Annotated in this window: 24 protein-coding genes and 3 pseudogenes; 12 read left to right on the top strand and 15 right to left on the bottom strand. The window is 46.5% G+C overall.

Annotated features, from left to right (window positions below):
• Positions 1-165 precede the first annotated feature (165 nt).
• Entirely contained in the window at positions 166-243 is a 78-nt protein-coding gene (locus tag AC3A14_RS16115; RefSeq protein WP_413038753.1) for a hypothetical protein, read from the bottom strand.
• Between the two features lie 451 nt (positions 244-694).
• Between AC3A14_RS16115 and AC3A14_RS16110 the strand changes: the two genes are divergently transcribed.
• The gene (locus AC3A14_RS16110) at positions 695-1,747 is read left to right on the top strand and encodes a WD40 repeat domain-containing protein (RefSeq protein ID WP_318734949.1); all 1,053 of its coding nucleotides are present in this window, start codon (positions 695-697) and stop codon (positions 1,745-1,747) included.
• Positions 1,744-2,772, top strand: a complete 1,029-nt coding sequence (locus AC3A14_RS16105) for a WD40 repeat domain-containing protein (protein WP_318734951.1) — start codon at positions 1,744-1,746, stop codon at positions 2,770-2,772. Before AC3A14_RS16110 ends, AC3A14_RS16105 begins: the two co-directional genes overlap by 4 nt.
• A gap of 78 nt (positions 2,773-2,850) precedes the next feature.
• On the opposite strand, the gene proC is transcribed toward AC3A14_RS16105, so the two are convergent.
• From proC to AC3A14_RS16060, 9 genes and pseudogenes are all read right to left on the bottom strand, one after another.
• Positions 2,851-3,648, bottom strand: a complete 798-nt coding sequence (gene proC, locus AC3A14_RS16100; protein WP_413039157.1) for a pyrroline-5-carboxylate reductase — start codon at positions 3,646-3,648, stop codon at positions 2,851-2,853.
• 130 nt (positions 3,649-3,778) lie between these two features.
• Complete coding sequence (locus tag AC3A14_RS16095; protein ID WP_318698058.1) at positions 3,779-4,369, bottom strand: cell division protein SepF; 591 nt, start codon at positions 4,367-4,369, stop codon at positions 3,779-3,781.
• A gap of 364 nt (positions 4,370-4,733) precedes the next feature.
• Positions 4,734-5,414, bottom strand: a complete 681-nt coding sequence (locus AC3A14_RS16090; RefSeq protein ID WP_318734957.1) for a YggS family pyridoxal phosphate-dependent enzyme — start codon at positions 5,412-5,414, stop codon at positions 4,734-4,736.
• Positions 5,411-5,680: a transcriptional coactivator PipX gene (gene pipX / locus AC3A14_RS16085; protein ID WP_318698060.1), complete on the bottom strand. Its 270-nt coding sequence runs from the start codon at positions 5,678-5,680 to the stop codon at positions 5,411-5,413. The genes AC3A14_RS16090 and pipX overlap by 4 nt, the downstream gene beginning before the upstream one ends.
• A gap of 185 nt (positions 5,681-5,865) precedes the next feature.
• Complete coding sequence (locus AC3A14_RS16080; protein ID WP_318698061.1) at positions 5,866-6,756, bottom strand: energy-coupling factor transporter transmembrane component T family protein; 891 nt, start codon at positions 6,754-6,756, stop codon at positions 5,866-5,868.
• Between the two features lie 238 nt (positions 6,757-6,994).
• Positions 6,995-7,225 carry a hypothetical protein gene (locus AC3A14_RS16075; protein ID WP_318734959.1) on the bottom strand — a complete coding sequence of 77 codons (231 nt, stop codon included), beginning with the start codon at positions 7,223-7,225 and terminating at the stop codon, positions 6,995-6,997.
• Between the two features lie 102 nt (positions 7,226-7,327).
• Positions 7,328-7,441 (bottom strand): annotated as a pseudogene (locus AC3A14_RS16070) (calcium-binding protein); the annotation flags it as partial.
• A 53-nt stretch (positions 7,442-7,494) separates the two neighbouring features.
• Positions 7,495-7,665, bottom strand: a pseudogene (locus AC3A14_RS16065) (hypothetical protein); the annotation flags it as partial.
• Between the two features lie 232 nt (positions 7,666-7,897).
• A pseudogene (locus AC3A14_RS16060) lies at positions 7,898-8,566 on the bottom strand (ATPase domain-containing protein); the annotation flags it as partial.
• Positions 8,567-8,934: 368 nt separating this feature from the next.
• Here AC3A14_RS16060 and AC3A14_RS16055 point away from each other — a divergent pair.
• On the top strand, positions 8,935-9,135 hold the full coding sequence (locus tag AC3A14_RS16055) for a hypothetical protein (RefSeq protein WP_271939826.1): 201 nt from the start codon (positions 8,935-8,937) through the stop codon (positions 9,133-9,135).
• Here AC3A14_RS16055 and murG read toward each other — a convergent pair.
• Entirely contained in the window at positions 9,132-10,190 is a 1,059-nt protein-coding gene (gene murG, locus AC3A14_RS16050; RefSeq protein ID WP_318734968.1) for an undecaprenyldiphospho-muramoylpentapeptide beta-N-acetylglucosaminyltransferase, read from the bottom strand. The two genes, AC3A14_RS16055 and murG, sit on opposite strands and share 4 nt — an antisense overlap.
• Positions 10,191-10,283: 93 nt before the next feature.
• Between murG and AC3A14_RS16045 the strand changes: the two genes are divergently transcribed.
• The 7 genes from AC3A14_RS16045 (at position 10,284) to AC3A14_RS16015 (ending at position 18,467) form a co-directional block, all read left to right on the top strand.
• Positions 10,284-11,117 (top strand): nuclear transport factor 2 family protein, encoded by an 834-nt coding sequence (locus AC3A14_RS16045; RefSeq protein WP_487779060.1) that lies wholly within the window; start codon positions 10,284-10,286, stop codon positions 11,115-11,117.
• A gap of 98 nt (positions 11,118-11,215) precedes the next feature.
• Positions 11,216-12,151: a hypothetical protein gene (locus AC3A14_RS16040; RefSeq protein WP_318734972.1), complete on the top strand. Its 936-nt coding sequence runs from the start codon at positions 11,216-11,218 to the stop codon at positions 12,149-12,151.
• Positions 12,152-12,228: 77 nt separating this feature from the next.
• The gene (locus AC3A14_RS16035) at positions 12,229-13,089 is read left to right on the top strand and encodes a prohibitin family protein (protein ID WP_318698070.1); all 861 of its coding nucleotides are present in this window, start codon (positions 12,229-12,231) and stop codon (positions 13,087-13,089) included.
• A gap of 439 nt (positions 13,090-13,528) precedes the next feature.
• Positions 13,529-14,356 carry a type I methionyl aminopeptidase gene (gene map, locus AC3A14_RS16030; protein ID WP_318734975.1) on the top strand — a complete coding sequence of 276 codons (828 nt, stop codon included), beginning with the start codon at positions 13,529-13,531 and terminating at the stop codon, positions 14,354-14,356.
• 450 nt (positions 14,357-14,806) lie between these two features.
• On the top strand, positions 14,807-16,216 hold the full coding sequence (locus AC3A14_RS16025) for an amidase (protein ID WP_318734978.1): 1,410 nt from the start codon (positions 14,807-14,809) through the stop codon (positions 16,214-16,216).
• Positions 16,217-16,561: 345 nt separating this feature from the next.
• Positions 16,562-17,998, top strand: coding sequence for an alanine/glycine:cation symporter family protein (locus AC3A14_RS16020; protein ID WP_318734980.1), 1,437 nt, complete (start codon positions 16,562-16,564; stop codon positions 17,996-17,998).
• Positions 17,999-18,095: 97 nt separating this feature from the next.
• The gene (locus tag AC3A14_RS16015) at positions 18,096-18,467 is read left to right on the top strand and encodes a hypothetical protein (protein WP_318734982.1); all 372 of its coding nucleotides are present in this window, start codon (positions 18,096-18,098) and stop codon (positions 18,465-18,467) included.
• 43 nt (positions 18,468-18,510) lie between these two features.
• Here the strand turns inward: AC3A14_RS16015 and AC3A14_RS16010 are convergent, their stop codons facing one another.
• From AC3A14_RS16010 to AC3A14_RS16000, 3 genes are all read right to left on the bottom strand, one after another.
• Positions 18,511-21,006, bottom strand: a complete 2,496-nt coding sequence (locus tag AC3A14_RS16010) for an HD family phosphohydrolase (RefSeq protein WP_318734984.1) — start codon at positions 21,004-21,006, stop codon at positions 18,511-18,513.
• A gap of 433 nt (positions 21,007-21,439) precedes the next feature.
• Positions 21,440-22,165, bottom strand: coding sequence for a hypothetical protein (locus AC3A14_RS16005; RefSeq protein ID WP_318734986.1), 726 nt, complete (start codon positions 22,163-22,165; stop codon positions 21,440-21,442).
• A gap of 89 nt (positions 22,166-22,254) precedes the next feature.
• Entirely contained in the window at positions 22,255-22,491 is a 237-nt protein-coding gene (locus AC3A14_RS16000; protein WP_271939836.1) for a Calvin cycle protein CP12, read from the bottom strand.
• 166 nt (positions 22,492-22,657) lie between these two features.
• Here AC3A14_RS16000 and AC3A14_RS15995 point away from each other — a divergent pair, with 166 nt between their 5' ends.
• Complete coding sequence (locus AC3A14_RS15995; protein WP_318734988.1) at positions 22,658-23,920, top strand: FIST signal transduction protein; 1,263 nt, start codon at positions 22,658-22,660, stop codon at positions 23,918-23,920.
• 20 nt (positions 23,921-23,940) lie between these two features.
• Here the strand turns inward: AC3A14_RS15995 and AC3A14_RS15990 are convergent, their stop codons facing one another.
• Positions 23,941-24,999 (bottom strand): GGDEF domain-containing response regulator, encoded by a 1,059-nt coding sequence (locus AC3A14_RS15990; protein WP_318720116.1) that lies wholly within the window; start codon positions 24,997-24,999, stop codon positions 23,941-23,943.
• A gap of 383 nt (positions 25,000-25,382) precedes the next feature.
• On the opposite strand from AC3A14_RS15990, the gene AC3A14_RS15985 reads away from it, so the two are divergent.
• Positions 25,383-26,465, top strand: coding sequence for a PAS domain S-box protein (locus AC3A14_RS15985; RefSeq protein WP_318734991.1), 1,083 nt, complete (start codon positions 25,383-25,385; stop codon positions 26,463-26,465).
• The last annotated feature ends 54 nt before the right edge of the window (positions 26,466-26,519 follow it).

Below are 26,519 nucleotides of genomic sequence, written 5' to 3'. Positions count from 1 at the left end.
ATACTGTCTTGGATGTCAAGGGGAGGAGATCGGGACGGAGATCGGAGCGGAGATCGTGTAATTGGGGTCAAAAGGCTTTTGGGACTTCAACAAGGCAAACGCCAAATGAAGAAGTTTACCCATAACGGCCGCGCTCACCGGCATTTTCACCTTCCCTCGACTCAATCACCTCTGGCTGAAAGCCTTGAGAAGGGGATTATGGCCCATAGCCACTATCGCTGGCATATATAAAGCTTTTCTCAAACGTCGATTACCGGTATGAGAAAGGCGGGGTTTACGTTGAGAGGTTAGATACTTCTAAACCTTGAAGCCAAGCGCTGACTTGGCCCGATCTCCTACTCTCTTAAGATACAAGATACTGTCGAGTTTTTGAATTGCCTGTGTTCAGTTGAGTTGGCTTATCTACAAAACAGATGAACGGGTCGTCATCTAAGGGGCGGGGCAGTTTCAACTCAACGGATGCCACATCACTCGATCTTTCTACTGAAACTGTACTTAGGGCATGATCATTTCAGCATTTCTTTACTTTCCCTCTCCTCTGACGAACTGGGGCTGTTGTCTTGTCTGTTCTTTATTTCCCTCCTGATCTACATGAATGGAGCTTGCTGTTTAACGATCGCCAACGCTAATGATCGCCTCCTCTCTTAAGATACAAGGGGCGGGTTCAGGAAGATCCCAGTGGGAAGGCGAAAATATGGGTGAACCCGCCCCTACATCTGGGCAAACCAACACGAAATTCCTCGGATACGCTGCTGGTAACCTGATCAACCTCCTCTGTGAACTGAAAATTAACCTTTCCCACACCAACTTTTCTCAACTCCCCATCCGCCAAGCCTACCTCAAAGGACACAATCTCAATAACACCAATTTTAGCCAATGTCACTTTACCGGTTCCGTATTTACCGATATCTTCGGCCCCGTCTTTTGTCTCGCCGTTAGCCCCAAGGAACGATTAGTCGCCATTGGAGATGGCTACGGTGCAATTCGCCTCTGGGGATTTGACGACAGTCAACCGTTCTTAACCCTTCAAGCTCATCAAGGTTGGGTGCGCTCCATTGCCTTTAGTCCCGATGGTAACCTTTTAGCCAGTGGAAGCGCCGACCAAACCGTAAAACTCTGGAATCTTGCCAATGGTAATTGTTTAGCCACCTTACAAGAGCATCAGGAAACCGTACGCTCCGTGGTCTTTAGTTCTGACGGTCAAAATTTAGCCACAGGAGCCGCCGATCGCCTGGTGAAAATCTGGAACCTCTCGAATCCAGAAGCTCCCCAATGTCTGCATACGTTAACTGGTCATACGGAAGGCGTGTATTCCGTGGCGTTTAGTCCCGATGGCGATCGGATTGCCAGTAGCAGTAATGACATGACCATTCGCCTGTGGGATCTAGAAACCGGCGAAGTGCAAGTCTTGCTCGGTCACGAGAATTGGGTGTGGTCGGTAGCCTTTAGTCCCCATGGTCATCTTTTAGCCAGTAGCAGCGACGATCGCACCGTGAAACTCTGGGATGCGGACACGGGGGAGTGCGTGCAAACCCTGGAGAGACATCAGAATGGAGTGCATTCCGTAGCCTTCAGTCTCGACGGTAATCTTTTAGCCAGTGGCAGCGACGATAAGACCATTGTTGTGTGGGATGTGGGCACGGGGGAAATCATGAATGTTTTATACGGCCATACCAATTGGATCTGGGAAGTAGCCTTTAATCCTCACGATGGCGGGAAAACCCTGGCTAGTAGCAGTACCTGGTGAAATTATGGGATGTGAGGACGGGAAAGTGTCAAAAAACTTGGCAGGGATATACCAATTGGATGTGGGGAGTTGCTCTGAGTCCGGACGGGAAGCGATTAGCCAGTGGCAGTTTAGACCGCCGGGTACGACTCTGGTGCGTGGAAACCGGAACATGCCTGAAGACGTTGGAAGGTCACACTTCGACGGTACAGTCGGTCGATTTTAGTCCAGATGGTCGGGTTGTTGCCAGTTCGAGCGGCGATCGCACAGTAAAATTATGGGATGCAAATACTGGCAACCTGCTCCGGACGCTAACGGGTCATGAAGATGCCATTTGGTGCGTTCGCTTTAGTCCCGATGGCACATTAGTCGCCACGGGAAGCGGCGATCAAACGGCTAAGGTTTGGAGTGTTAGTACGGGTGAGTGTTTGTATACGTTTACAGACCATACTCGTCCCACTCGCACCGTGGCGTTCGGCGGTAATGGGGAACTCTTGGCGACGGGAAGCGACGATATGAGCATTTGCCTCTGGAATCTACAAACGGGGGAATGCGTGAGAATTTTAACGGGTCATCAGGATTGGGTGGGTTCGCTGGCTACGAGTTTGCAAGGCTCAATTTTAGCTAGTGGCAGCGATGATACTACGGTACGTCTCTGGAATATAGAAACGGGAGAGTGTTTGCACACAATACCGGCTCATCATCATTGGGTTCATGCCTTGACCATGAGCCATAATGGAGAGATTCTAGCCAGTGGCAGCAGCGATCGCACCATCAAAATCTGGAATACGAGTACGGGGGACTGCGTGCATACCTTAACTGGACATAACGAAGGGGTGCGATCTATTTCCTTCAGTGCCGATGCTCAAATCTTAGCCAGTGGGAGCGAAGATGAAACCATTAAACTCTGGGATGTTTACCAGGGAGCATTGATCAAAACCCTGCGGGTCGAACCTCCCTATGCAGAGATGAATATTTCTGAAATTGAAGGCTTAACTCAAGCAGCGATCTCTACACTCAAAGCTAATGGAGCTATAGTAATATAGCACTTCGCACGGTAATAGGTAATAGAGGATCTCCCTCTCCGCGTCCCCGCGTCCCCATCTCCCCATCTCCCCATCTCCCTATCGTCCCAGATCTTGGGAACGCTCATAGGATGCTAAAACGGCCTCCATTAAAGCTGATCGCAGGCCGCCTAACTCCAATTGCCGGACTCCGGCGATCGTCGTTCCTCCAGGACTGGTTACCCGATCCTTAAGTTCTCCAGGATGTAAACCGGTTTCTTGGAGCATTTGTGCTGTCCCCAAAACCGTTTGCACGGCTAGTTTTGTGGCGATCGCCCTTGGCAGTCCGGCGGCTACTCCACCATCTGATAACGCCTCAATAGTCAAGGCCACAAAGGCGGGCCCGGAACCCGAAAGTCCAGTTACTGCATCCATCAGGGTTTCCGGCACTTCTACCACTTCCCCTACGGCTGATAATAGGATTTTGGTCTGCTCTAACTGAGCGGGAGTGGTGTGGGAACCCGAGGCGATCGCACTCATCCCCGCGCCTACCGTTGCCGGAGCATTGGGCATGACACGAATAATACCCCGATCGGGAAATGCCACTTCCAGGCGACTGATAGGAACTCCAGCCAAAATGGAGACCAACAACGGCGTTTTTACCCCAGACAACTCCGTAGCGATTTTGTCAAACACTTGGGGTTTAATGGCTAACAGCACCATCTCCGTTGCGTCTGTCACCTCCCGATTATTCTCCGTCACCTGCACTCCATAACGCTCTACTAACTCCTGACGGCGATCGGATCTCGGTTCACTCACCAGTACCTGACTTCCTAAATAAATCTTCTCCGCTAAAATACGGGATAAAATAGCCTCCGCCATTACCCCGCCCCCAATAATACCCAGTTGCACCATAATTCTTAACTTATCTATTGTCCATTATTTTTCTCAACGGAGTGGGGAGTCGGCAGTCGGCAGTCGGCAGTCGGAAAAACCCGTTTTGTCTCTTGCCTTTTGCCTCTTGCCGCTTGCCTCTTGCCTCTCACTCCTAAGCCATTTGAGCCGGGTTATCCGTCCAATTCGGAGAAGGCGATGATGCGGTCGGACGAACGGGACGGACTTGAGACTGGGGGTTATTTTGCATCCCACCAATTTGCGTTTTTACACTCACACAGCTTGGTGTGAACAAGAAAATACTCTCACCAATTCGTTCTTGGTGACCATCGATCGCATAGGTTCCGCCAGCCACGAAATCCACGGCACGTTGGGCCTGATCCGGGTCCATCATCGTTAAATTCAAGACCACTGATTTTCTTTCCCGCAAAGCTTGGATCGCTTGAGGCATTTCTTCAAATGAGCGGGGTTCCATAACCACCACTTCGGACATAGAATTGGCTGCTCCAGGCATCCCAATCACATTATTCATCGGTGCTGCTCCTGGTATTTGTGGATCGATGCCCATTTCTGGGCGTTCCCGCAACCGTCTTCTCGGTTGAGGTACTTCCTCGACTTCAGGTTGGGGATTGTCTTCTTTATAGATGTTCTGATACTCTTGAGCATCTAACTCATCATCATACCCGTAATCATATACAGGCTCATTCAGACCTACAAAGTCTCTGAGTTTGGAAAATAAATTCATGGTTAATAGAACCTCCTTAGCCTGGTACTGAGATCTTCAATTACCCACCATGCAGTCTAGCAAGAAAGCTTCCATTTTCTTGCATCAATTGCAAATTGATGGATCTAGTCTGCTTCTTTCCACAGAATTGGGTGACTTTTCCACAGCCAGCGATCGCTCCAACATTGCCCCCTCGAGTCTTAGCCACTCTAAACTTCCTTGCATCCACAGTCTGAGCAAAGATCGAGTATTCGGAGGTTAGAGCGCTTTCCATGAAGGTGAGGGAATACTGACAATGGGTTGAATGAGGGCGACTTTTAAGGGGAAAACGGTTTTCCTAATGACCAATTACCGATTACCGCGCGGAGCGCTATATTGAGATTTTCTAGGGATTTCGTTGCCCAAAGAGGGTCGTTCCCAGACGGATTAGGGTTGCTCCTGCTTGGATAGCCAGGGGATAATCTGCTGACATGCCCATGGATAGGTGGTGCATTTGAAGATTCGACCAATCTTGCTGTTTAATCTTATCAGCTAATTCTGCGGTTTGTTGGAAAACTTCATAAGTCTGCTCTGAATTGAGTCCGAAGGGAGGAATACACATTAGCCCTTGAATATCCAGGCGATCGCAGCGATCGAGAACTGGTAAGTCGTTGAGCAGTTCTGGGACCCTCCAACCAAATTTTTGCGGATCGGGGACAATTTTCACTTGCAGACAAATCTTCGGTTTCGTCTCTAAGTTCTCGGCTAACTCGTTAAGCTGTTGGGCGAGTTTGAGGGAATCTACCGAATGAATCCAGGGAAAGTTAGCAATCGCCTTTTTCGCCTTGTTACTTTGTAAATGGCCAATCAAGTGCCACGTAATATCCGTTAAATCCTTCAGTTCTTCCTGTTTCTGAAGACTTTCTGGGATGCGACTTTCACCAAAATCACGGATTCCTGCTCTGTACGCTTCCTGAATCCGTTCACTCCCAACCGTTTTGCTCACCGCAATTAGACGCACCCGATCTGGAAGGGTTGAGCGAATTTGAGCGATCCGATTCGCCATGGAGTTCTCTAAATCAGTCATTGGAACGTTCGCTTATGAACCACCATTAACTCATCATAAAGGGAAAGTTTACCTTCTCGCCGCAGCGATCGCAGACGATTCTCTAACACGATCCGAGCTTCTCCTCGCGTTACCGACTCAAATTTGAGTCCCTCTGGACTGGCGATCACGATAAAAAATAATCGTTGGGCATATAGGGTAGTAAAGAGTTCTTTACGATTCTCTATTACACAAACCCTAAACAACAAACCAAATGTAGGATGACTCAGATAAGTTTCGCCAGACATTCACATTAACACTGGGATGAAAAAATTAGGGATAACTGCTCAAACCGTTTGCCTTGAACAAAAGGGTAGCGATTTTCAACTCCTTTACTCTACCAAAAGATGGTGACTTATAGCGCTTTGCGCTAGGGAATAGAGAATAATCTTGTTGTACATGGCTTTGAGGTTTCAACACTCCATATGACTCCTCAGCTTATTTGTCCCCATATTAGACGAGCGCACCATAACCCTACCAAACTGATTAGGGCGACTCCATCCCAGATATGCCATTGGAACTGATACCATTCTACTTTATGCTGATTGGGTTGGGTAAAGCCTCGCACTTCCATCGCGCTGGCAATTTGAGCTGCTCTGAGCAGCAGGTTTTCTAGCAATCGTTCTACCACCATTAACCAGACTTGCGAAGATCGCTTTAATCCCAATTTCTTCCAATTAATAGCGCGGGTATTAATGGAGCGGATTAAATTTTGCACTTCTTCCAGGACTAAGGCGATAAACCGCAGGGAAAGCGTCAGGGTTAGAGTAATTTCCGTTACTGGAACTCCCCAGCGTTTAAGGGGAGACATCCAGGTTTCCAGGGCAGCCGTTACTTCTTCTGGTGCGGTAGTGAGCAGGAAAAGACCCGTACTATAAATAACGGTAAAGATCAATGTTCCTAAGCGTAATCCCAGATCGAGAGATAAACGGGTGATGATTAACTGGCTAAATCCCAGATTAAGGGTAAGCAGGGTATAGCGATAGGAGGTGGGTTGTGCGAAAGAGTCCTCAACAGCAGGTAACCGAGGTTGATGGACAACGGTTAATCCATCAGGCGCAACAATGGTAATTAAGACGATCAGAGTCCCCAGCATGAGTAACCATCCCAGTTGTTGCTTCAGCACGCGCAGGGGAATCGAGGTAGTGAGGGTAATGGCAATCAGAAAACCCACCAGAATGAGACGAAAAGGGGTACTTGCAAGGACTGGGATCGCCAGAAAACTCAGTAACCAGATCAGTTTAATTCTGGGATCGAGGCGATGGAGCCAAGTAGTGGGGTTTTCGAGATAGAGACCAATGGGGAGCGATCGCAGTAAATCCATGTTGGCATACAGTGATGAATAAGGAGTAGGGTGCGTTGATAGCCTATCCTACTACGGTTTTATCGATTCCCTCAGTAAGTCTTAAGTTGCCGATCGCCGCAAGTTGCCAATTCTAGCATTCGCGATCGCTACAGGAGTGAACTTCGTACTCGATCATTTAAGGCTTGATTTCAGTTAAGAATTGAAGCTCAAGGGGTAAAACAGGGTCTGGCTACCTAATGTCCCCCAAACTTCCCTGCTAAACCCAAATCGTAAATTGACCCGGTACAGTCCGGAAATTGGCCGCACTCAACTGGGTTGAATTAACCCCTTCAAAAATGACCAGAAACTCCCCGGTTTGCATATCCTGAATAATCGTTTGATTGCCACTTCCCGGCGAGATATTCAAATCCTCAAAGCGCAAACCATTGGTTAAACCAATCAGATCTTCCCCAACACGGAAATCGGTAAATACATCCGCATCTTGCAAGCGACGGCCACCTGTCGTGCGAGCATTCGGAGTAACAGAAGCACCAATGACAAAAATATCATTACCTACGCCTCCAGTTACCGTATCGCTGCCATTATCACCATAGAGAATATCATCCCCAAAATCCCCAAATAATTGGTCATGTCCTTGACCTCCTCGGAGGAGATCATTTCCCTGTCCCCCATAAATCTGGTCTTCATCCCGGTTCCCATTAATCCGATTGTCCCCTCGGTTGCCAAAAATGCGATCGTTATTTTGCCCCCAAAGATCGCATCATTCCCTTGACCACCAAAAACCACATCATCGCCTCGATTTGCTGAAATTAGGTCTACGCCTTGGTTTCCATAGATTTGATCGTTATCATCCACACCATAGAGACTATCATTACCCTCCAAGCCTAAAATCAAATCGGAAAAAGGGTGTTCCACCGAGAAAATCATTGAAAGGGGTTCCTGTAATTGTTGCCATAGATATACCTCCTCACTACCAACAGCGATCGCCGATCGCACTTGCATGATCGCAAGTCTAGGGGGAATTTGTCCAGAGAAACGAAGAAAGTCTAATCTTTCAGTCAATAGACTCAAAAGGAAAGAGGAAAACCCGGTTTTCTTGCATTGCCTATTGCCTGACACAGTGCAAGAACTCACTCAGGCTTTCATACACTGATTCATGGACTCGATTAGGTTGAAATTCTTCAATCGTTGCTTTCATCTGGATCAGATGATTATCTAAACCGGTCGTTTCTGGATAGCGACAGACCACTCGGAGGAGTCCTTCTTGTTCCATTTTCTGGAAGTCAACTCCCCATCCGATGGCATTGCGATACAGTTGTTCGCGACTTTCTTCAAAAGCAAATAAGAGACAGCGCTCATTATTCTGAAAGCCACCAACCATAAATTCAGTGACCATTAAAGTCTTACCGGTTCCAGTAGCTCCAGAAACTAGGATAATTGAATCGCGGAAAAATCCACCTCCGCACATACGATCGAGTTCCGGACTACCGGAGGTAATGCGAATATTAGAAGAGCGTTGTTCCAGTTCAATCGCTGATAGGGGAATAATCGTAATCCCTTGTCTGGGAATGATCGTAAATGGAAATTCCCCATCCTGGTGTTCTGTTCCTCGATACTTGAGGATTTCAATGGTACGGCGGCGTTTTTCCTCAGACAGAACATTGCGGAGAATGACCACATTATCAGCTACAAATTCTTCTACACCATAGCGACTAATTTCACCATATTCTGACGTGCGCTCGGCCGTCAGAATTGAAGTCACTTCTAACTCTCGCAACACAGAAGCAATCTTAAACAAGTCACTGCGAACTTGTGCATTATCACTTACCTCTATAGCAAACATCTAAGGATTTGATATAACTCTCCCCTTCTCTGCTATACGATTAGGTAATCCGTGGTAATCGGTAGCTGTCAGACAGGTACATTAACATATATTCATGAAGTTTTGTTACAATTTGCGTGACTTTGTGGAACTTGAAACTCTCATTCCGTAGGACTTCAATATAATTACGTGTATTTATGTGAAGTGAATCCTCCAAAAATCTTAGAAAGTTTAGGGAAAACTAGCAAATTTAGTGAATTTACGGTTATCACGATCGAATCTTAATAAAACCTAAAGCCAATACATTGATGGCAGGTTAATTAAGGGAACACACAGCCATCAGGTCATCTACTATCAAAGGAGTCAAGCGTCTTATGTTAATTCGAGAGATTGTTAACCAAAGTTTAACTCTGGGCTATCTGAGCGTAGAAGCTGAAGAACAACTGCGAACTAACCTCAGCCACAAGTACGATGTGGAAGACTTTCGAGCGTTTATGCAATTGCAATTTGCGATTATGAACGGACAAGTGAAGCAGGAAGCTCGCGAACGGTTTTTGGTTGGAGTCATCCACTAAATCATCTTGACGATCAATTGGGCTAACTGCTCGGCACTGTCGCGTACAGCAAGGGAACCCATCGCTTCTGCCATCTTCTCTAGGGTTTCTGGAGATTGGAGTAATTGAGAAACGGTTTGCTTTAAGGTTTCAGCCGTAAGTTGTTTTTGCTCAAAAACTTGAGCTGCTCCCGCTTGGACGAAAATCTGGGCGTTATAGGTTTGATGATCGTCGGCAGCATAGGGATAGGGAATCAGTAGTGCCGGGGTTTTGGCGATCGCCAATTCCGTCAACGTCCCTGCTCCAGCGCGACTAATGACTAAGGTGGCTCGATGGAGCAAAGCGCCCATATTCTCGTAAAAGGGTAAGACTAAATAGTGCGGATGCTGAATATCCTGAGCTTGAGGATCGTTATTTCCAGTTAAATGAACCACCACTACTCCCCGATCTAACCAGTCTTGCACCGCTTCGCGCACCCGTTGATTCACTGCAACTGCCCCTTGAGATCCACCCATCACAACAATTACAGGCGAATCTTCAGGAATATCTAAAGTCAAGGGTTGGGGATTGAGAAAATCAGCACGAACGGGAGTCCCCATAGAGAGGACATTGGCTTTTTTAAGATATTTTTTAGCATCTTCAAATCCTACAGCGACATTCGTACACCAGGGAGCCAAAAACCGCGTCACTTTACCCGGTAAGGCGTTAGACTCATGGAGGATAACGGGTAAACCGAGCGATCTCGCGGCAATAATCACAGGAGCAGCAATATAACCCCCTGTGGTAAACACTCCCTGAAATTGCCCCGTTTTCAATAACCGACGACAGACTCCAATGGAACTTACCAACCCTTGCAACACTCTCAGACTCTTGAAACTCAAGCCTCCTTGAAAGCCTTCAACGGCGATCGTATGTAGGGGATATTGACTAGGAACTAACTGAGTTTCCAAACGGTTGGGAACGCCCAACCATTCAATATGGCAGTTCTGAAGTTGCCCAGCGACAGCCAGCGCGGGAAATAAATGCCCACCGGTTCCACTAGCGGCAATTAAGAGTCTTAAAGGTGAATCAGACATGGAAGGGCTATAGGATATGAATCAGGTACTCTAGAGTTATAGTAATGATTATTTTCCCATAGCGGGTTCAGTAAGTATTGAATTGGTAAATAAATGAGCGATAAGATGATAAATTCTGTTTCCAGTCATCAGAGACGAAGGGCGACATTACCCGGTAGTTGCCTTTGGGCTACCCTGCTTTTGAGTATATCGATCGCCAGTACTGGGGGCAACCTGGGGGTACGAGCTGCTGAAACCGTACCCAACGAGTTAAAACAGGTGATCGAGCAAATTGACAGTAATGCCAGTCAACAGAATCTGCAAGGGGTTTTATCCTTTTACGATCGCCAGTTCGAGAGTGAGGATGGCTTAACCCACTCTAGCCTGGCAGAAGTGTTATCGGGATTTTGGCAAGAGTATAGTCAGATTCGCTACAGCACCAACATCGAATCCTGGGAACAGGAAGGAAATGCTTGGATCGCCGAAACGGTAACCACTATACAAGGTAAGAAAATGATGATGGGGCGATCGATGGATATGCAATCTGAAATTCGATCGCGACAACGGTTAGAAAATCAAAAGCTAGTCTCCCAGGAAATCCTCTCCGAACGCACCATTTTAACGGCTGGAGAAAATCCACCTACCGTTGATTTTCAACTACCGGAACAGGTTTTAATTGGACAACGCTTTACGTTAGATGCGATCGTTCAAGAACCTTTAGGGAATAATGTTCTCTTAGGAGCAGTTCTAGAAGAACCCGTCAGTGCAGATAATTATCTGGAATCAGAATCTATCGACTTGGAGTTACTCTCGGCTGGCGGTTTATTCAAATTAGGGACTGCCCCCGTTATTCCCGAACCCAGATGGATTTCAGCAGTCTTAGTTCGTGGGGATGGCATTACCATGATTACTCAACGTTTACGAGTCGTAAAGTCAATGCAAAATTAACAATTAATAATGATGGGTTTAAGGGTGGGAAAATAGGGGAATGAGCAGATTGCCAATTACCAATTACCAATTACCAGCGTGAAGCGCTTACCTATCTTATGTCTCAGTTCAAAATTGATGTATGGGGGATAGTATTTGCTAGTTTAATTGGGGTGAATCCCACATTAACAGACCAAGCATTACTTGTCCCTGTACTCGCTCAGGGTATCCCCATTAATTCTAGTGAAGTTCAAACTGTTCCACAATTTTTAGTTGATGCCGTTCGTTGGGATCTTAGCATTGAATTAGGCATACATCCCGATCGCCTCTCCTTGGTTCAAGGGAGTCGCCAACAATGGCCAGATACCTGTCTAGGATTAGCCCTTCCTGGGGAATTTTGCGCTCAACAAATCATTCCTGGATGGCGTATTGTGCTGTCTGATGGGTCTCGGAGTTGGGGTTATCGTAGTGATGTTCAAGGACAAATTCGGCGACTCGAAACCACGCCCCAAGAAATTGCTTTTCCCCTATTTTTACAGGATATGGTCTTAAAAACAGTCGCGGAAGAATCCCAACAACCTATTGATTCTTTAGCCTTTCAACAAGCCATACCCCAAACTTGGCCGGATACTTGTTTAGGGTTAGGAGGCAATAATTGCACCGCGATCGCCATTCCGGGTTGGCAAATCACGGTCATCAGTGATACTCTAAATCAAACTTGGGACTATCGTACCAATCGAGATGGCTCAATTATCCGGCAAGCGATCGAGCGATCCTCTGCTGGAAACCCTGAAATTGAAAGATTACCAGAATCCGTTAGACAAGCCGTTTTAAAAGATTTGGCTCGTCGCCGACGACTCCCCCTGCGTACGATAGAGATCGTAAACGCTACACCTGAGATTTGGTCAGATAACTGTTTAGGACTGCCCTTTTGGAATAGTGAGTGTGAAGAAGGAGAGCTAGACGGATGGCGTGTAGTCGTGAAAAATTCTCGTCGCAGTTGGGTGTATCGCACGGATAGTCAGGGCGAGATTGTTTATCCAGAAAATAATTAACAATTTAATCATTAACAATAGAGCAGAAAGCACTGTAAGATAATCGAGGCAAGACTCTAGATTATGAGGAAGTTATCATGACCAGAAGTCAATCAGACATTGGCGTATCCGGAATTCTGTTTGGCATTATTGCAGCATTGATCATTTTAATTGGTGCAAACAGCTTTGTAATTATCAATCCCGGTCAGGCTGGGGTTTTGAGTGTTTTAGGGAAAGCCAGAGATGGGGCACTCCTAGAAGGAATTCACTTCAAACCCCCTTTAATTTCCAACGTTGATGTTTATGATGTCACCGTACAAAAATTTGAAGTCCCAGCTCAAAGTTCAACCCGTGATTTACAAGAATTAAGCGCCAGTTTTGCCATTAACTTTCGCCTCGATCCCCTGAAAGTTGTCGAAATTCGCCGAACCCAAGGAACCCTACAAAATTTGGTTTCTAAAGTGATTGCGCCCCAAACCCAGGAATCTTTTAAAATTGCGGCGGCGGTGCGAACCGTAGAAGAGTCGATTACCAAACGGACAGAATTGAAGCATGATTTTGATATCGCGTTGGATCAAAGACTAGAAAAATATGGCATTATTGTCCTGGATACCAGTGTCATTGACCTGACCTTTTCCGCTGAATTTGCCCGTGCGGTAGAAGAAAAACAAATTGCCGAACAACGGGCGCAACGGGCGATTTATATTGCCCAAGAAGCCGAACAAGAAGCCCAAGCCGATGTTAACCGGGCGAAAGGGAAAGCCGAAGCTCAACGGTTATTAGCCGAGACATTAAGGGCCCAAGGAGGTACATTAGTACTGCAAAAAGAGGCGATCGAAGCCTGGCGAGAAGGAGGGGCACAAATGCCTAAAGTTTTAGTTACTGGAGGTGAATCAAATTCGGGTGTACCGTTTTTGTTTAATCTCGGGAATCTGGAACAAACGGTAGAGGCTCAGTAAGCCTTCTAGGATTTTAATCCATTAAAACTCACACTTGAAAAGTGTTATAGCGCTTTGCACTCTAGTAATAGCTTCTATTATTTAGGGTGTAAGGCTTCAAGTTGTACTCAACAGAAGAGAAAATCGCTATATTGCTTAGAAGGTAGGTAGCTCTTGCCAATTTTGCCAACAGAGTAAACTGTGACAACTAAAATGAGTTTGATTTGATCCCTGACAGCGCTTTGCTTGCTTCATTACAGCACTTTTCGATGTTATGAGGTACAGTAATCGAAATTTTCCTTGAGAGTGCCTTCCCATGAAAAGCCGGAAGAATGGGCATTATAGCGTGAAAAATGGTTCTCCTATTACCTATTACCTATTACCGCGCGAAGCGCTGTATGCGTTGCATCCTCTTTATGTTGTTAGGTTTTTATTTTCAATTGGGTTACGAACAACGAACATGAATATTTTTGCTAAACTCTTCTCTCAACCTGTAATGAAACCGCTTTTCGGTCAACGCAATCGAGGTATCGAAATCAAGTCAGAACCCGAAATCGAGATCATGCGAACCAGTGGGAAAATTGTGGCGACGGTTCTCAAAGAAATTGCTGAAATTGCTGAACCGGGGATGACCACTGCCGATCTCGATGCCTATGCAGAACAACGGATTCGCCAGATGGGTGCAACACCAAGTTTTAAGGGATATCATGGCTTTCCGGCTTCAATTTGTGCCTCGGTTAATCATCAAGTTGTTCATGGTATTCCCTCCCGTAAACAAGTCCTAAAATTGGGGGATTTGCTGAAAGTAGATACGGGGGCTTATTACCAGGGTTATCACGGTGACTCCTGTATTACGATTGCCATGGGTAAAATTCCAGGATCGACCCAAAAACTGATGGAAGTCGCAGAACAAGCTCTCTATGAAGGCATAAAACAAGTAAAACCGGGGAACTCGCTGCTAGATATTGCTGGTGGAATTGAAGATTATGTAAGACCTTATTGCTATAAAATAGTTGAAAATTATACGGGTCATGGGGTGGGGCGAAATTTGCATGAAGAACCAGCGGTATTTCACTTTCGCACCGATGCCCTACCCAATGTGACACTGCGTCCAGGAATGACATTGGCGATCGAACCGATTATCAATGCCAGTTCAAAAGTGACTCGTGTTTTACCCGACCAATGGACTGTCGTGACCGTGGATAATTCCCTGTCTGCCCAATTTGAGCATACCGTTTTGGTGACCCAGGATGGTTACGAAATTCTCACCGATCGCACCCTGTTGTAGGGTATGGAGGGATGACACAGAGAATAAGTCATATCAAGTCCGTTGCATAAATTACGATATAGTCATTGCGAACGGAACGTAGTGGAGTGAAGCAAGCTCGGCTATCTCTCCAAATCTCAGCGATTGCTTCCCTGCGGTCGCAATGACAACAGTTTAATCGGACTTGATATCACAACTATTTAAGGATTTGATATTAGACCTTAAGCAAGACAAGCTATTCCCTATTTCCCATAAAAAACCCCCAGTTGTTAAGAACTGGGGGCGAGATAGGAATCAGGGTGCATCTATTAACTTCTGTTCCCCTAGATAAAACCTCGCTCCGGATAAAATAACAACTGGATTTCATCAAAGAAAGGGACAATTGGCAAACTGGCCAAGCGATCGCCGCAACCACCGCAACTCCTTCCCATAATAAAGAGTATTCTCATCGAGATCTTAACCCTAATCATAATGAACTCAACCGACCTCGCCTTTACCCCAGCCACAGAACAAGCCCAACTGATCCGCAGCAAACAGATTTCTCCCCTAGAATTAGTTGAACTCTATCTAGACCGCATCGCCACCTATGATGGCCAACTGGGTAGCTACTTTACCGTGATGGCAGAAGAGGCGATCGCCGATGCCAAAGCCAAAACCGAAACCCTAGCCCAAAACTCCAGCGATCTGCCCCCATTCTTCGGCGTTCCCATCTCCGTCAAAGACCTCAAACGCATTAAAGACGTGCGCTGTTGCTTTGGAGTCGCTGGCTTAAAAAACGAAATGGCAACCGAAGATGATGGTGTTGTCACCAAACTACGGCAAGCTGGATTTATTCTCCTCGGTAAAACCGCCGCCTCCCAACTCGGCTCCATGCCCTTTACCGAACCGCCCGGCTTTCCCCCCACCCGTAATCCCTGGAACTTAGACCATACCTCCGGAGGCTCCAGTGGGGGCGCGTCCTCTGCCCTAGCTGCTGGCCTATGTCCCATTGCCCATGGCTCGGATGGTGGCGGTTCAGTGCGCGGACCAGCCGCCTGTTGTGGAGTGGTGGGCTTAAAACCCTCGCGAGGGCGGATTTCCTGCGCTCCTGTAGGTGATAGTCTTCATGGCTTAGGAACCAACGGCGTTTTGGCCCGCAATATTGCCGATACTGCCACCTTACTCGATGTCATGGCTGGCTATATCACCGGAGATCCCTATTGGTTCCCCGAGCCTTCCATTCCCTTTGCCCAAAGCTACCAAACCCCCCCCTCTTCCCTGCGGATCGCCTTTAGCCCGAACTTATCTGACTTTGGTCAAGCTAGTCCAGAATATCAACAAGCGGTCACCGATACCGCCAAGGTCTTAGCCGATCTCGGCCATCATGTGGAAGAAGCTTGTCCTCTAATTGCCGATCTACAAGAATCCTTTACAACGATTTGGCAGTCTGGAGTAGCGGCTTCGGGTCTGCCTCTGGAACTGTTAGAGCCGATCAATCAATGGTTAGCCTCTCGCACCGTTAACGCTGGGCAATATCTGCAAGCAGTGAGGGAAATGCAGAGAATTAGCCGCCGGATAGTGGGATTTTGGGATCGTTATGATGTCTTACTGTTGCCCGTTTATCTCCATCAGCCCATTAAAGTTGGAGAATGGGCAGGTTTAGACCCCACTCAAATCTTTGAAAAGGTCAGCCATTGGGTCGCTCCCTGCCCCCCATTTAATGCGACGGGACAACCGGCGATCGCTCTTCCTGTAGGATTCGGAGATCGGGGTTTACCCTTGAGCGTGCAACTGGTGGGAAAACCGGGCGCAGAAGCTACACTCTTATCTTTAGCTGCTCAGTTAGAGCCGATCTACAACTGGGGTCAGTATCGCATACCCGATCTTAAAATGGATTCTTAGTATTGATCGGCTGCTGGTCATAGGTCATCAGGAAGGGCAGAGTGTTAACCCATCTATAAAATCGTTTTAGAAATTACGTTTCGGTTTCAGAAGAGGATAAAAGTGCGAACCCAATTGTAGACCTGGATACAGTTATGCCCTCTATTTCAAGTTAAGGTCTACAAAATATTGACAGAAAGTAGATCATTTTAATCTAAGTGTTATCGCATAGAATGCATCTTGGGGTTGAGTCAGTCACCTTACGGGCTATCACCCTAATTTTTTGTGCTTTCATGCTCTCAAAAGTTCTAGCACTGTTGGCTAAATCTGATCTCCTCGGTTCGTTTAATATGAGGCTATGAAACCGTGTTGAGCTTTTTAAATGATTTAATTTGGGGCAAAATTTTAGTCGTTGTCTTAGTCCCAATTGGTCTTTATTTTTCCATCCGATCGCGCTTTGTCCAGTTTCGCTATTTTGGACAGATGTTGGCCAATCTCCAAGATGCCTTTGCTAAAGAAGAAGGACATCTGAGTTCCTTTCAAGCCCTTGCCTTGAGTGTAGCTGGACGGGTTGGAGGGGGCAATATTGCCGGGGTTGCTGTTGCCATTACCCTAGGCGGCCCGGGTGCAATTTTTTGGATGTGGGTTATTGGGATAGTGGGTATGGCCACTAGCTTTTTTGAATGTATGATTGCCCAAGTTTTCAAAACTGCTGAACCAGACGGTTCCTATCGCGGTGGCCCAGCATATTACATGGAACGGGGTTTGAAACAGCCTTGGATGGCGAGTATCTTTTCTATACTCTTACTGGTCACATTTGGCTTTGGGTTCAACGCAGTTCAGTCCTATACCGTAGCCACCTCTTTTCAAGAAACCTTTGGTTTAAATCCAAATATCACTGGTTTTGCTCTCATGGTAGTTCTAGGGATAATTATTTTTGGGGGTGTAAAGCGTATTGCTGAGGTTGCTGAGTACGTTGTTCCCTTTATGGCCATCGGATATTTCCTCCTCGCTCTCTTTGTAATTGTAACTAACTTGGGGCAAATTCCCGCCGTATTTACCACCATTGTGCAGAGCGCATTTGGCGTGAAAACAGCGATCGCCGGAGGGGTGGGAACCACCATCATGTACGGCATCAAGCGTGGCTTATTCTCCAATGAAGCCGGTTTAGGTAGCGCTCCTAATGTAGCGGCGATCGCCTATGTCAAACATCCCGTGGAACAGGGCATTGTCCAAGCTCTCAGCGTCTTCATCGACACTCTGATCCTCTGTTCCTGCACCGCATTCGTGATCTTGCTTTCTTCGGTCTATGAACCTGGTAACGATGCATTAGGAGGGGTCACCCTCACCCAACAAGCTATGGCTGAACATATCGGTTGGTGGGGTCAGGCTTTTATCACCATTGCTCTATTCCTGTTTGCCTTTACCTCCATCATTTATAACTACTACTTGGGCGAGAATAGTCTCAACTTTTTCAGCAACGAAAATAAGACCCTATTCAACGTCTTTCGAGTTCTGACCCTGACCCTAGTGATCTGGGGGGCAGTGCAAGATTTGGGTACGGTCTTTGGCTTTGCAGATGTCACCATGGGACTCTTAGCCCTAGTTAATTTAGCGGCTCTATTGCTGCTCTCTAATGTTGGGTTTGCTGTCCTCGACGACTACGATCTGCAAATAAAAAATGGACAAACTCCTGTCTTTGTTGGCGATCGCTTTGCCAGTCTGGCTATTGACCCCCAAGCCTGGGTTTCTGAAGCCATCGCTTCCAGTGGTCTAGAAGCTGCCGATCCAGAGCTTTCATAGCCCAGTTTATATGGGCTATCCTGGAGAAAATGTGTGGTGGAAGGTTAGTGTTCTCTAGCCTCTCACAGCACGTTATAGCGCTTTCAGGAGTCAGCCCTTGGAGATTTCTAAAAAACATATCGGAATTTTTCTCATTACAACAGGGATTCTGGTGTTACTCATGCTTCTGTTGAAACTTGAACCCTACGTTGTAGAGTTTGCCACTAACCCGATTTATCAATTCATTGCTGGTCGTGAAGATGAAATAAGGCAAATCACTATCACGAAAAATGGAGAGCGAGTACAAATTGGCATTCCTCTAGGTTTCCTGAGAATTGTGGCTCTATTTTTTGGGTTTATGTTTCTGAGAATCTGGTTTGATATTGGTAGTAAATTAGTTTCTGTGGGGCGTGAGTTAATGACCGATGATGTGAAAAATTTAGAAAAGCTCCTCGATAAACTCCTCCAACTTAGAATAATGAATAAGTAAGGAATAAGGAGTAAAAATCGTAAACCTGGTTTTCCCCATTCCCTTACTTAGGTAGTGCCCCTTTAGGATAAGCAATGCGCTTATGATTAAACTGTTGCCAAACGCGAACAAACGTATCCGCAATTATGGGCATTTCCTCACGCTTCAAACCCGAATCAACCAACTGATTATCTTGCCATCTCGCTCTGAGAATTTTATTCACCATCCCTAAAGCCTCTTCATAGGTCGCTTCTTTGAGCGATCGCAAGGCAGCTTCACAAGAATCGGCTAACATCACAATACCCGTTTCCCGTGATTGGGGAATCGGCCCTGGATAGCGAAAAGCCTCTTCCTTCACAATTACACTCGGATCGGCCTCAGCCATTTGTTTGGCTTGATAATAGAAAAAGGCAATTAACATCGACCCTTGATGTTCGGGAATAAAGGCCTGTATCGCTTTCGGTAGGCGATACTGTTTGGCCAATACCAAACCTTCACTCACATGTTTCTTAATAATTTCTGCACTTTTCCAGGGGTCTTGAATCTCATCGTGTTTATTGGGCCCACCCATTTGATTTTCAATAAATCCTAGGGGATCGTGCATCTTACCAATATCATGGTACAGGGTTCCAGCACGGACTAGCTCACAATTACCCCCCAGGTTACGAGTGGCTGCTTCTGCGAGGGTGGCTACAAATAGAGTATGTTGAAACGTTCCAGGAGCTTCAGCCGCTAACCGTTGTAGCAGGGGACGATTAGGATTAGAAATTTCTGCCAAGCGCACCGGAGTGACCAAATCAAACAAATTTTCCAGATAGGGACTCAATCCTAAAGCAGCGATACTCGAAGCTAATCCTCCCAACCCTTGCAGAGCAGCACGAGTTAACAAAGGTTGCCAAGTAATTCCCGGAATTGCAGTTTGAATTAGAGTGACCACCAAATAGGCAAACCCTTGGGTTAAACCGACTCCTATCCCCAAAACAGACGCTTCTTCACGCGATCGCATCCGCCCAGCCATCATTCCCGCTAAGATCCCTCCAGCGGCACTGGCTAACCACTGATTCCAAATCACATCCATGCCAATTGGCAATACAGCAGCCGTCAAACCGACTACAGTCGTGGCGATACTAGAACCATAAAAGCCTCCCAACAATAAGCCAATTCCCGATAGAGCGATCGACGGTAACTTAAGGCTAACCAACAAGGGAGACGTTAAGGTCAGTAAAAGGATCAGAATCCGGTCTCGTTGACGCATTCCCGGATGAACCCGCCTTGCCACCAGCCAAAAAATGGTTACTGAGCCACCGATTAGCAAAGCATAAGCACTTAATCCTTCCCAATTAATTTGACGCTGGCTTAATTCAAAATGGTCAATGAGGACAAACTGTTTGTCAGAAATCTTATCTCCTTTACTGACAATAATTTCCCCCTTATTCACTTGATACTCAATGGAGGGGAAAGCCTCAGCCGCTTTTTCTGCCAAGCGGTTGGCTTCTTCTTTATCGTGAATTAGATTATGTTGTCCCTTAAGAACGGTATGGAGCGTATCTGAGGCAAACTTCTGTGTTTCTGGGGGGACTAAATCTTGCACTTGCAGGGCGATCGCCTGTTGCAATTGTCGCTCTGGCAGACCTTCAGCCAAACCTTGGGTTAAAATCCGCTCCAGACTTCGCTTGACACCGGTTTGGGTCTCTTCCCAAGTTGCAGCACTCCAATCAAATAACGCAGGAGGATACAAGTTGATGCTATTGTCGGTCTGTTCTATTGTCAGTTGATCTAGAGCCAATTCATAGTTATTCCGGGACTCAGAAATCTTAAATACAAGATTTGCCCAGTCACTGGCTGAACTTTGTTGTTTCACACTTTGCAATTGGGCGATCGCCCCCTGAAGTTGGGGATTAAGCACCAGTGGATATTGAAGATCGCCTGGAGAATTATTAGCGCTAGACGGTTGTTCCGGTTCCTGTTCTTCGGCTGCTTCTACAGGAAACATTTGGAGGATTTCTATAATTTGTTGCCATTGGCTATTTGAGAGTTGGCGTAAATAGCGCTGCGTTTCCACAGGCAACAGAGACTCCTCCACATAAGGAAATTCACCCGTTTGCCGCCGCCAATACTCCCCTGGAGCCAATAAACTGGTTACAGTGTTCTGAAGTTCTTGGTTTAACTCCAAATTAATTTTCAGTACCGTATAGGAACCGCTACGGATTAATTTTCGCCTATTTTCCGTTTCCTTTTCATCAATCACCTTTTCTGTGCGGGGAGCAGTGATGGTTTCTGGAGCTAAAGTGCCTGGTCGCAGTTGGGGCGCGCTGTAGAAGCGATAACCGAAAGAACTGGTCACTGAAGCAACGGCAACCACAAAAAAAGCCGTAGGGGGGATTTTTTTGACTGATGTTTGGCGCGCAACATTCTGGGGTGGATAAGTGACATCAGTCCCTGGTGTTTTCTCAGAAGGGGAAGAGGCTTTGTATCCAGGTTGGCATTGTTTGGGAGCATTGGTGATGTACATTCGCCACCATTGGTCTACCCGTTTACTCAGTGCTTGCAAAGATTTCATTGTGGCACCCAACTCAAATTGGCTACAGGGTTTTTGATCTGGCCCCATTTAACTGTGGCCAAGACAATACTCCAGCGGGTTTGGTTTAAGCTGTCGTTTTGCTTACTCCTTCCTAGTTATTAGGAGAATTTAGCACATCTTTAGTACCTCCCAATCTAGACTATCTTAGCGTGACCCAATCTTTTCTGGATCGCTCCTGGATCGGGAGTCGGGGTGGAGAGATACTCCAGACACTCTAAAGATGGGGATACAGCGCTTCGCGCGGTAATAGGTAATAGGTAATAGGAAAACCATTTTTCACGCTATAATGCCCATTCTTCCGGCTTTTCATGGGAAGGCACTCTCAAGGAAAATTTCGATTACTGTACCTCATAACATCGAAAAGTGCTGTATGGGGATCGGAAAAATCCCCAATTATCGATTACCAAAATTTTTAATTTTTAATGGAGACTAGATCGGCTCCTGACCAACTGGCGAGCAGATGGGCGCTGAGGGTATTTAAAGCTGCGATCCCATGGGGCCAAGGTGTTTTGGGATTTTGAATTTTCTCTGCTAAGAAAATTTGCCAGGGTAGGGGAATGCCGAGACGAGTTTGGTAAGTTCCGCACAGGGTTGCAGCAATACGACTGCTCAGGAAAGGTTGTTGGGGATTTTGCTGGGCTAGGGCGATCGCCCCTGGAAAAGATTCAGAACTCTGTACAAAGCTCTCTAAACCGTGAAGCAGGGCAGAGTGAGCGGGCAAGTTATCTAAAGTATTGGGGTGAAACTGGACTAAGTGCGATCGCCCATCAGCGATTAATTGAGGTGGAGTGACAGAGCCTTCAACCAAGGCACTGAGACCGATCGCGATTTGTAAGCCCAGGATTTGGCAATCTGAAGATAACTGATAATGGTCTGCGATCGCTTGCCAATTTTCCACTAAGGACTCTCGGTTTTCATGGAAATACAGGGATATCGGTATAATCAGGCCAGTCACTTCCCAAGGCTGGGCAACGGGCAGATCCTGAAACCTTAACATGCCCTGTTGAATAAACTGTTGACATCCTTGAACCACCAAAGTGCCCCAAACAGACTCTGAAATTGGGGAATGAGAATCAGCGATCGCTGCGCCCCAGAGAGCGCCCTGAAAGCGACTAGATAATGGAGTGGTGATGTGCATCAAAACTCAACCCTTTCAACGAAAAGGCTGAGTGAAAAGGGTCACTCAGCCTCATAATAATGATTTACCCAAGACTCAGATCTAAGGGTTTAGTCCTCATAAATCCGACATTCAGCCGCATCGGGATTATTATCACAATATTGTTCAAACCCAGTTTTGGGCTTGACTTGCTTTTGGTGAGAAGCTTCTGCTTGCAGTTCTTCAACCGCATCCCAAGCCGCAGCACATTCAGGCGAGTTAGCCCCTTGTGCATCGCAAACGGCACGAGCTTCAGTTAACTCTTGGTCAATTTTCTCTTCCATCTTCGATTGGGTGTTATTCGTCATAAGATAGGGTTCTAGATTTTCAGTAAGTGTTCTTCAAGGATACGTTAAACCACTCGGCCCATTTCTGCACTATCCTAACAATTCACAATCGAATCTGAACGAAGGGCACATATTAATTTAATATTAAAACAGGTTTACACAACAGGGGAGTCGAAGATTGGAGCAGATGCAATGGGCAAATGCCTTATCTACCCGTCCATCTCTGGAGGCTGCGATCGCTGAAGTTGTCGAAATAGTCCATCGACAAATGCCCGAACCCGCCTCTATTGCGCTAGTCTTTATCTCGTCTGCCTTTACCAGCGAATTTTCCCGCTTAATGCCCTTGCTGCAAGAAAAGCTCAACACCAGGGTGTTGATCGGCTGTGGAGGTGGAGGCATCATTGGGATGGTCTCTGGCGAGACTCCTGAAGAATTTGAAGATCAAGCAGCCTTAAGTTTGACTTTAGCCCGATTGCCGGGTGTTCAGGTCAATGCCTTTTACATTGATACCGAAGAATTACCCGATCTCGATGGCCCTCCCGATCCATGGGTGGAGTTAGTGGGGGTATCTCCCGAACGCCATCCCCATTTGATTCTCTTGGGCGATCCGATGTCCCCTGGTTTGAATGATTTGCTTCAAGGTTTAGATTTTGCCTATCCCCATAGTCTGAAAGTGGGGGGGTTGGCTAGTTCAAGTCCGGTCAATCAAGGCAGTAGTTTATTTTATAACTACGAACTCTATAGCGAGGGAATCGTGGGTTTAGCCCTGAGTGGCAACATTGCCGTAGAGACGATTGTAGCTCAAGGTTGCCGTCCCATTGGTTCGATTTATCAAATTACCAAGGCTGAACGTAATATTGTTTTAGAATTGCAAGAAGAAGAAGCTAGTGGATTTCAGGGCGGTAAAACTGGGGTTCCCTTGGAAATTTTACGCGAAACGGTGGCTAACTTAAGTGAAGAAGACCGGGAGTTGGCCCAAGATTCCCTGTTTGTGGGCGTGGCAACGGATAGTTTTAAGACTGAGCTGGAACCGGAGGATTTTTTAATTCGCAATTTGTTGGGGATCGATCCGAGGATAGGTGCTTTGGCGATCGCCGAACGGGTGCGAATTGCTCAACGGATTCAATTTCATCTGCGGGATGCTTTAGCCTCCCAAGAAGAGTTACAGACTCTATTGGAGCGATACCAGCAGCAATTAGATCGGCAAACTGGGGGCAAGCTGTTCTTGTCATCAAGTTGTCCTTCCAAAGTGGGTGCTTTGATGTTTACCTGTTTGGGGCGAGGGGAAGAACTGTATGACGAGCCGAATGTTGATTCAGGATTATTTCAGAGATACTTTCCATCGATTCCCCTGAGTGGTTTTTTCTGTCAAGGTGAGATTGGCCCAGTGGGTGGTAATACGTTTTTACATGGATATACATCTGTGTTTGCCATTTTCTATCAACCCTAGAGAGGAGCCAGACAGCACAGTTACAAGGAGGACTCACTGGGTTCATCGGATTCTTCCAGGCGATCGCGACCTTGTTCTTTAGCTCGGTATAATCCTCGGTCAGCAGCTTGAATCAGTTGTATGGCTGAACAGTTCTCTTCTGGAAAAGCACAGGCAATCCCTAAGCTGAGGGTAATACGATCGCTAACCTCAGATTGAGCATGGGGAATGTGTAGTTGCCCGATTTCGTGACGAATATTTCGGGCTACGGCGATCGCTCCAATTGCATTGGTTTGAGGTAGAATCACCGCAAATTCTTCTCCACCGTAGCGAGCCACTAAATCTTGGGGACGACGGACCGCTCTCCGAATACCTTGGGCAATCTCTTGTAAGCAGCGATCGCCCTGAAGATGGCCGTAGCAATCGTTATAGAGCTTAAAATAATCCACATCCGCCAGAATCAAGGATAAGGGAGTTTGGGCCCGTTTCATTTGTCGGACCTCCCTCTCCAAAGTTTCATCAAAGTAATGACGGTTTGCTAGCTGGGTGAGGCGATCGATACCTGCTAACCGTTGCAATTCTTGATTGGCATCGGTGAGTTCTTGAAACTTTTGAGTTTGTTCCCACCAGCGTTTCACCCGTTGTACTAGGAGCGTGCCATGAATCGGTTTGGCAATCATATCCACAATGCCCAAATTAAAGGCTTGAGTGACCCAATCTGGATCATCTAGGGAATGGAGCATAAAAATCCCTGGAGTCTCGGAAGTTGTTTGGGCATACCACAGGGTTTGCAACTGTTGACAACAGGTGAGGCTATCGCCATCGGACAGTGAACCATCTAATAAAATAATATCTGGCTCCGTTTCTTCAGCCAGGCGTAACCCAGCTATTGCTCCATCCGCTTCAGTGACAGCATAGCCTTGATTGCTCATCAGGGTACGGATCTCACAGCGTAGTTGAGCATCTTCAGAGATCGCCAATACCCTGGGAGGATTTGCGGCATAGGGATTGCCCCGTCCTCCAGAAATTAATTCAAAGGGGCTGCCAGGTACAGGAAATTTGATTGGGGATGAATGATGGGAATCGATAGAAAATAGCATTTCCGAATCACTTGAACTCTACTATTCTACTATCGAACATCCCTTGAAGTTTCTCAGTGATAGAACTATCGAAAGAGGGTGATAGTACCTAAGTTCTGTGAGTGACTGAGCTAAAGCCTCGCAAGTGAGCGCGATCACGCCCTGAAAATGCCAATATAGAAGGAGTGAAAGTTCATGCTAGGGAGTGATTGCCCGTGGATGAGTTGCGAGTTGAGGAGCTTGAGCGCTTAAAGCATCGGGTTCGAGAATTAGAGGCAGAAAATAAAGTTCTACGAAGAAGGTGTAGGAATCTTTATTGGGGTGAGGGGAGAGCTGCAAGATCGGTAAGTAAGAACCTTGAGTCAGAGCAAGACGTGGAGTCTGGGGTTCAAGAATCCAGGGTTGTGTTAGATAAAGAAATGCAGATGCGCTCTATTTTTCAGGCGATGCAGGATGTGGTTTTGGTTTTGGATGCCGATCTTCAGGAAATTGAGGTCATTCCGACCCATCCGATGATGTTCGCCCATCCTCAGTGGGATATTGTCAATCAGACTTTGGAGTTGTTTTGGGATGGAGACCAAACTGAAATTTTTCGTAGTCAAATTGAGCGATCGCTTGCTCGTCAGTATCCTGTAACGTTTGAGTATAGTGTGCGCCAAGGCAATCGAGATTTATGGTTTACGAGTCATATTTCGCCGATTTCTAAGAATTCGGTTGTTTGGGTGGCACGGGAAATTACAGATCGTAAGGAGGCAGAACTGCGACTTCAGAATATTCGGGAACAGCTCGAGATGATTGTGGAGCAGAGAACAGGAGCGTTGCAACGATTGAATGCCGAGTTAGAGCAGCGGTTACAGGAGCGCACAGCCCAGTTACAGGAAGTCAATGAGCAGTTGCGTCAGGAAATTGGCGATCGCCACCACGCTCAGGAGGAATTGAGGCGCTCTAAGCAGTTGTTGCAATTGGTGATGGATAATAGTCCTCAATTTATTGTTTGGAAAGATTTAAATTCGATGTATTTGGGCTGTAATCGGAATTTTGCCCAGTTAGCCGGGTTATCTACCCCAGAAGAGATTGTGGGGAAAACGGATTATGATTTGTTTTGGACTCGTGACGAGGCAGATGGGTATCGACTCGGCGATCGCCGGGTAATGAATCGCAATCACCCAGAATATCATCGCATAGAAACCAAGCTGAAAGAAGATGGTACTCGTTCATGGATTGATACCAATACAATTCCTCTCCATGATGCCAAAGATCAAGTAGTAGGGATTTTGAGAACCTATGAAAATGTCACCGAACGCAAGCAAATTGAAGAGCAATTACGGTTAACTCACTTTACTCTCAATCGCCTAGGCGATATCGTAGTCCTGATGTCTACTGAGGCACAGTTATTTTATGTGAATGATTCAGCTTGTCGAACATTAGGATATGAGCAATCGGAATTATTAAATCTGAAATTTTATCAAATTGATCTTAAGGGATAACAAGGAGGCTAAAGAGTAGACTGTATAAGGGATAGAACCTTTAATCCCTTCTGG

The sequence above is a fragment of the Roseofilum sp. genome (assembly GCF_982964205.1).
This window is presented reverse-complemented; position numbering and strand designations above follow the sequence as displayed.

Coding starts and splice junctions, on each gene's coding strand:
- AC3A14_RS16010 (WP_318734984.1), bottom strand. CDS start 21,006: ATGAAATCTTTGCAAGCACTGAGTAAACGGGTAGACCAATGGTGGCGA.
- map (WP_318734975.1), top strand. CDS start 13,529: ATGAATATTTTTGCTAAACTCTTCTCTCAACCTGTAATGAAACCGCTT.
- AC3A14_RS16035 (WP_318698070.1), top strand. CDS start 12,229: ATGACCAGAAGTCAATCAGACATTGGCGTATCCGGAATTCTGTTTGGC.
- AC3A14_RS16025 (WP_318734978.1), top strand. CDS start 14,807: ATGAACTCAACCGACCTCGCCTTTACCCCAGCCACAGAACAAGCCCAA.
- AC3A14_RS15995 (WP_318734988.1), top strand. CDS start 22,658: ATGCAATGGGCAAATGCCTTATCTACCCGTCCATCTCTGGAGGCTGCG.
- AC3A14_RS16110 (WP_318734949.1), top strand. CDS start 695: ATGGGTGAACCCGCCCCTACATCTGGGCAAACCAACACGAAATTCCTC.
- AC3A14_RS16055 (WP_271939826.1), top strand. CDS start 8,935: ATGTTAATTCGAGAGATTGTTAACCAAAGTTTAACTCTGGGCTATCTG.
- AC3A14_RS16080 (WP_318698061.1), bottom strand. CDS start 6,756: ATGGATTTACTGCGATCGCTCCCCATTGGTCTCTATCTCGAAAACCCC.
- AC3A14_RS16000 (WP_271939836.1), bottom strand. CDS start 22,491: ATGACGAATAACACCCAATCGAAGATGGAAGAGAAAATTGACCAAGAG.
- AC3A14_RS16090 (WP_318734957.1), bottom strand. CDS start 5,414: ATGACTGATTTAGAGAACTCCATGGCGAATCGGATCGCTCAAATTCGC.
- AC3A14_RS16045 (WP_487779060.1), top strand. CDS start 10,284: ATGAGCGATAAGATGATAAATTCTGTTTCCAGTCATCAGAGACGAAGG.
- AC3A14_RS16040 (WP_318734972.1), top strand. CDS start 11,216: ATGTCTCAGTTCAAAATTGATGTATGGGGGATAGTATTTGCTAGTTTA.
- AC3A14_RS15990 (WP_318720116.1), bottom strand. CDS start 24,999: ATGCTATTTTCTATCGATTCCCATCATTCATCCCCAATCAAATTTCCT.
- murG (WP_318734968.1), bottom strand. CDS start 10,190: ATGTCTGATTCACCTTTAAGACTCTTAATTGCCGCTAGTGGAACCGGT.
- pipX (WP_318698060.1), bottom strand. CDS start 5,680: ATGTCTGGCGAAACTTATCTGAGTCATCCTACATTTGGTTTGTTGTTT.
- AC3A14_RS16005 (WP_318734986.1), bottom strand. CDS start 22,165: ATGCACATCACCACTCCATTATCTAGTCGCTTTCAGGGCGCTCTCTGG.
- AC3A14_RS16095 (WP_318698058.1), bottom strand. CDS start 4,369: ATGAATTTATTTTCCAAACTCAGAGACTTTGTAGGTCTGAATGAGCCT.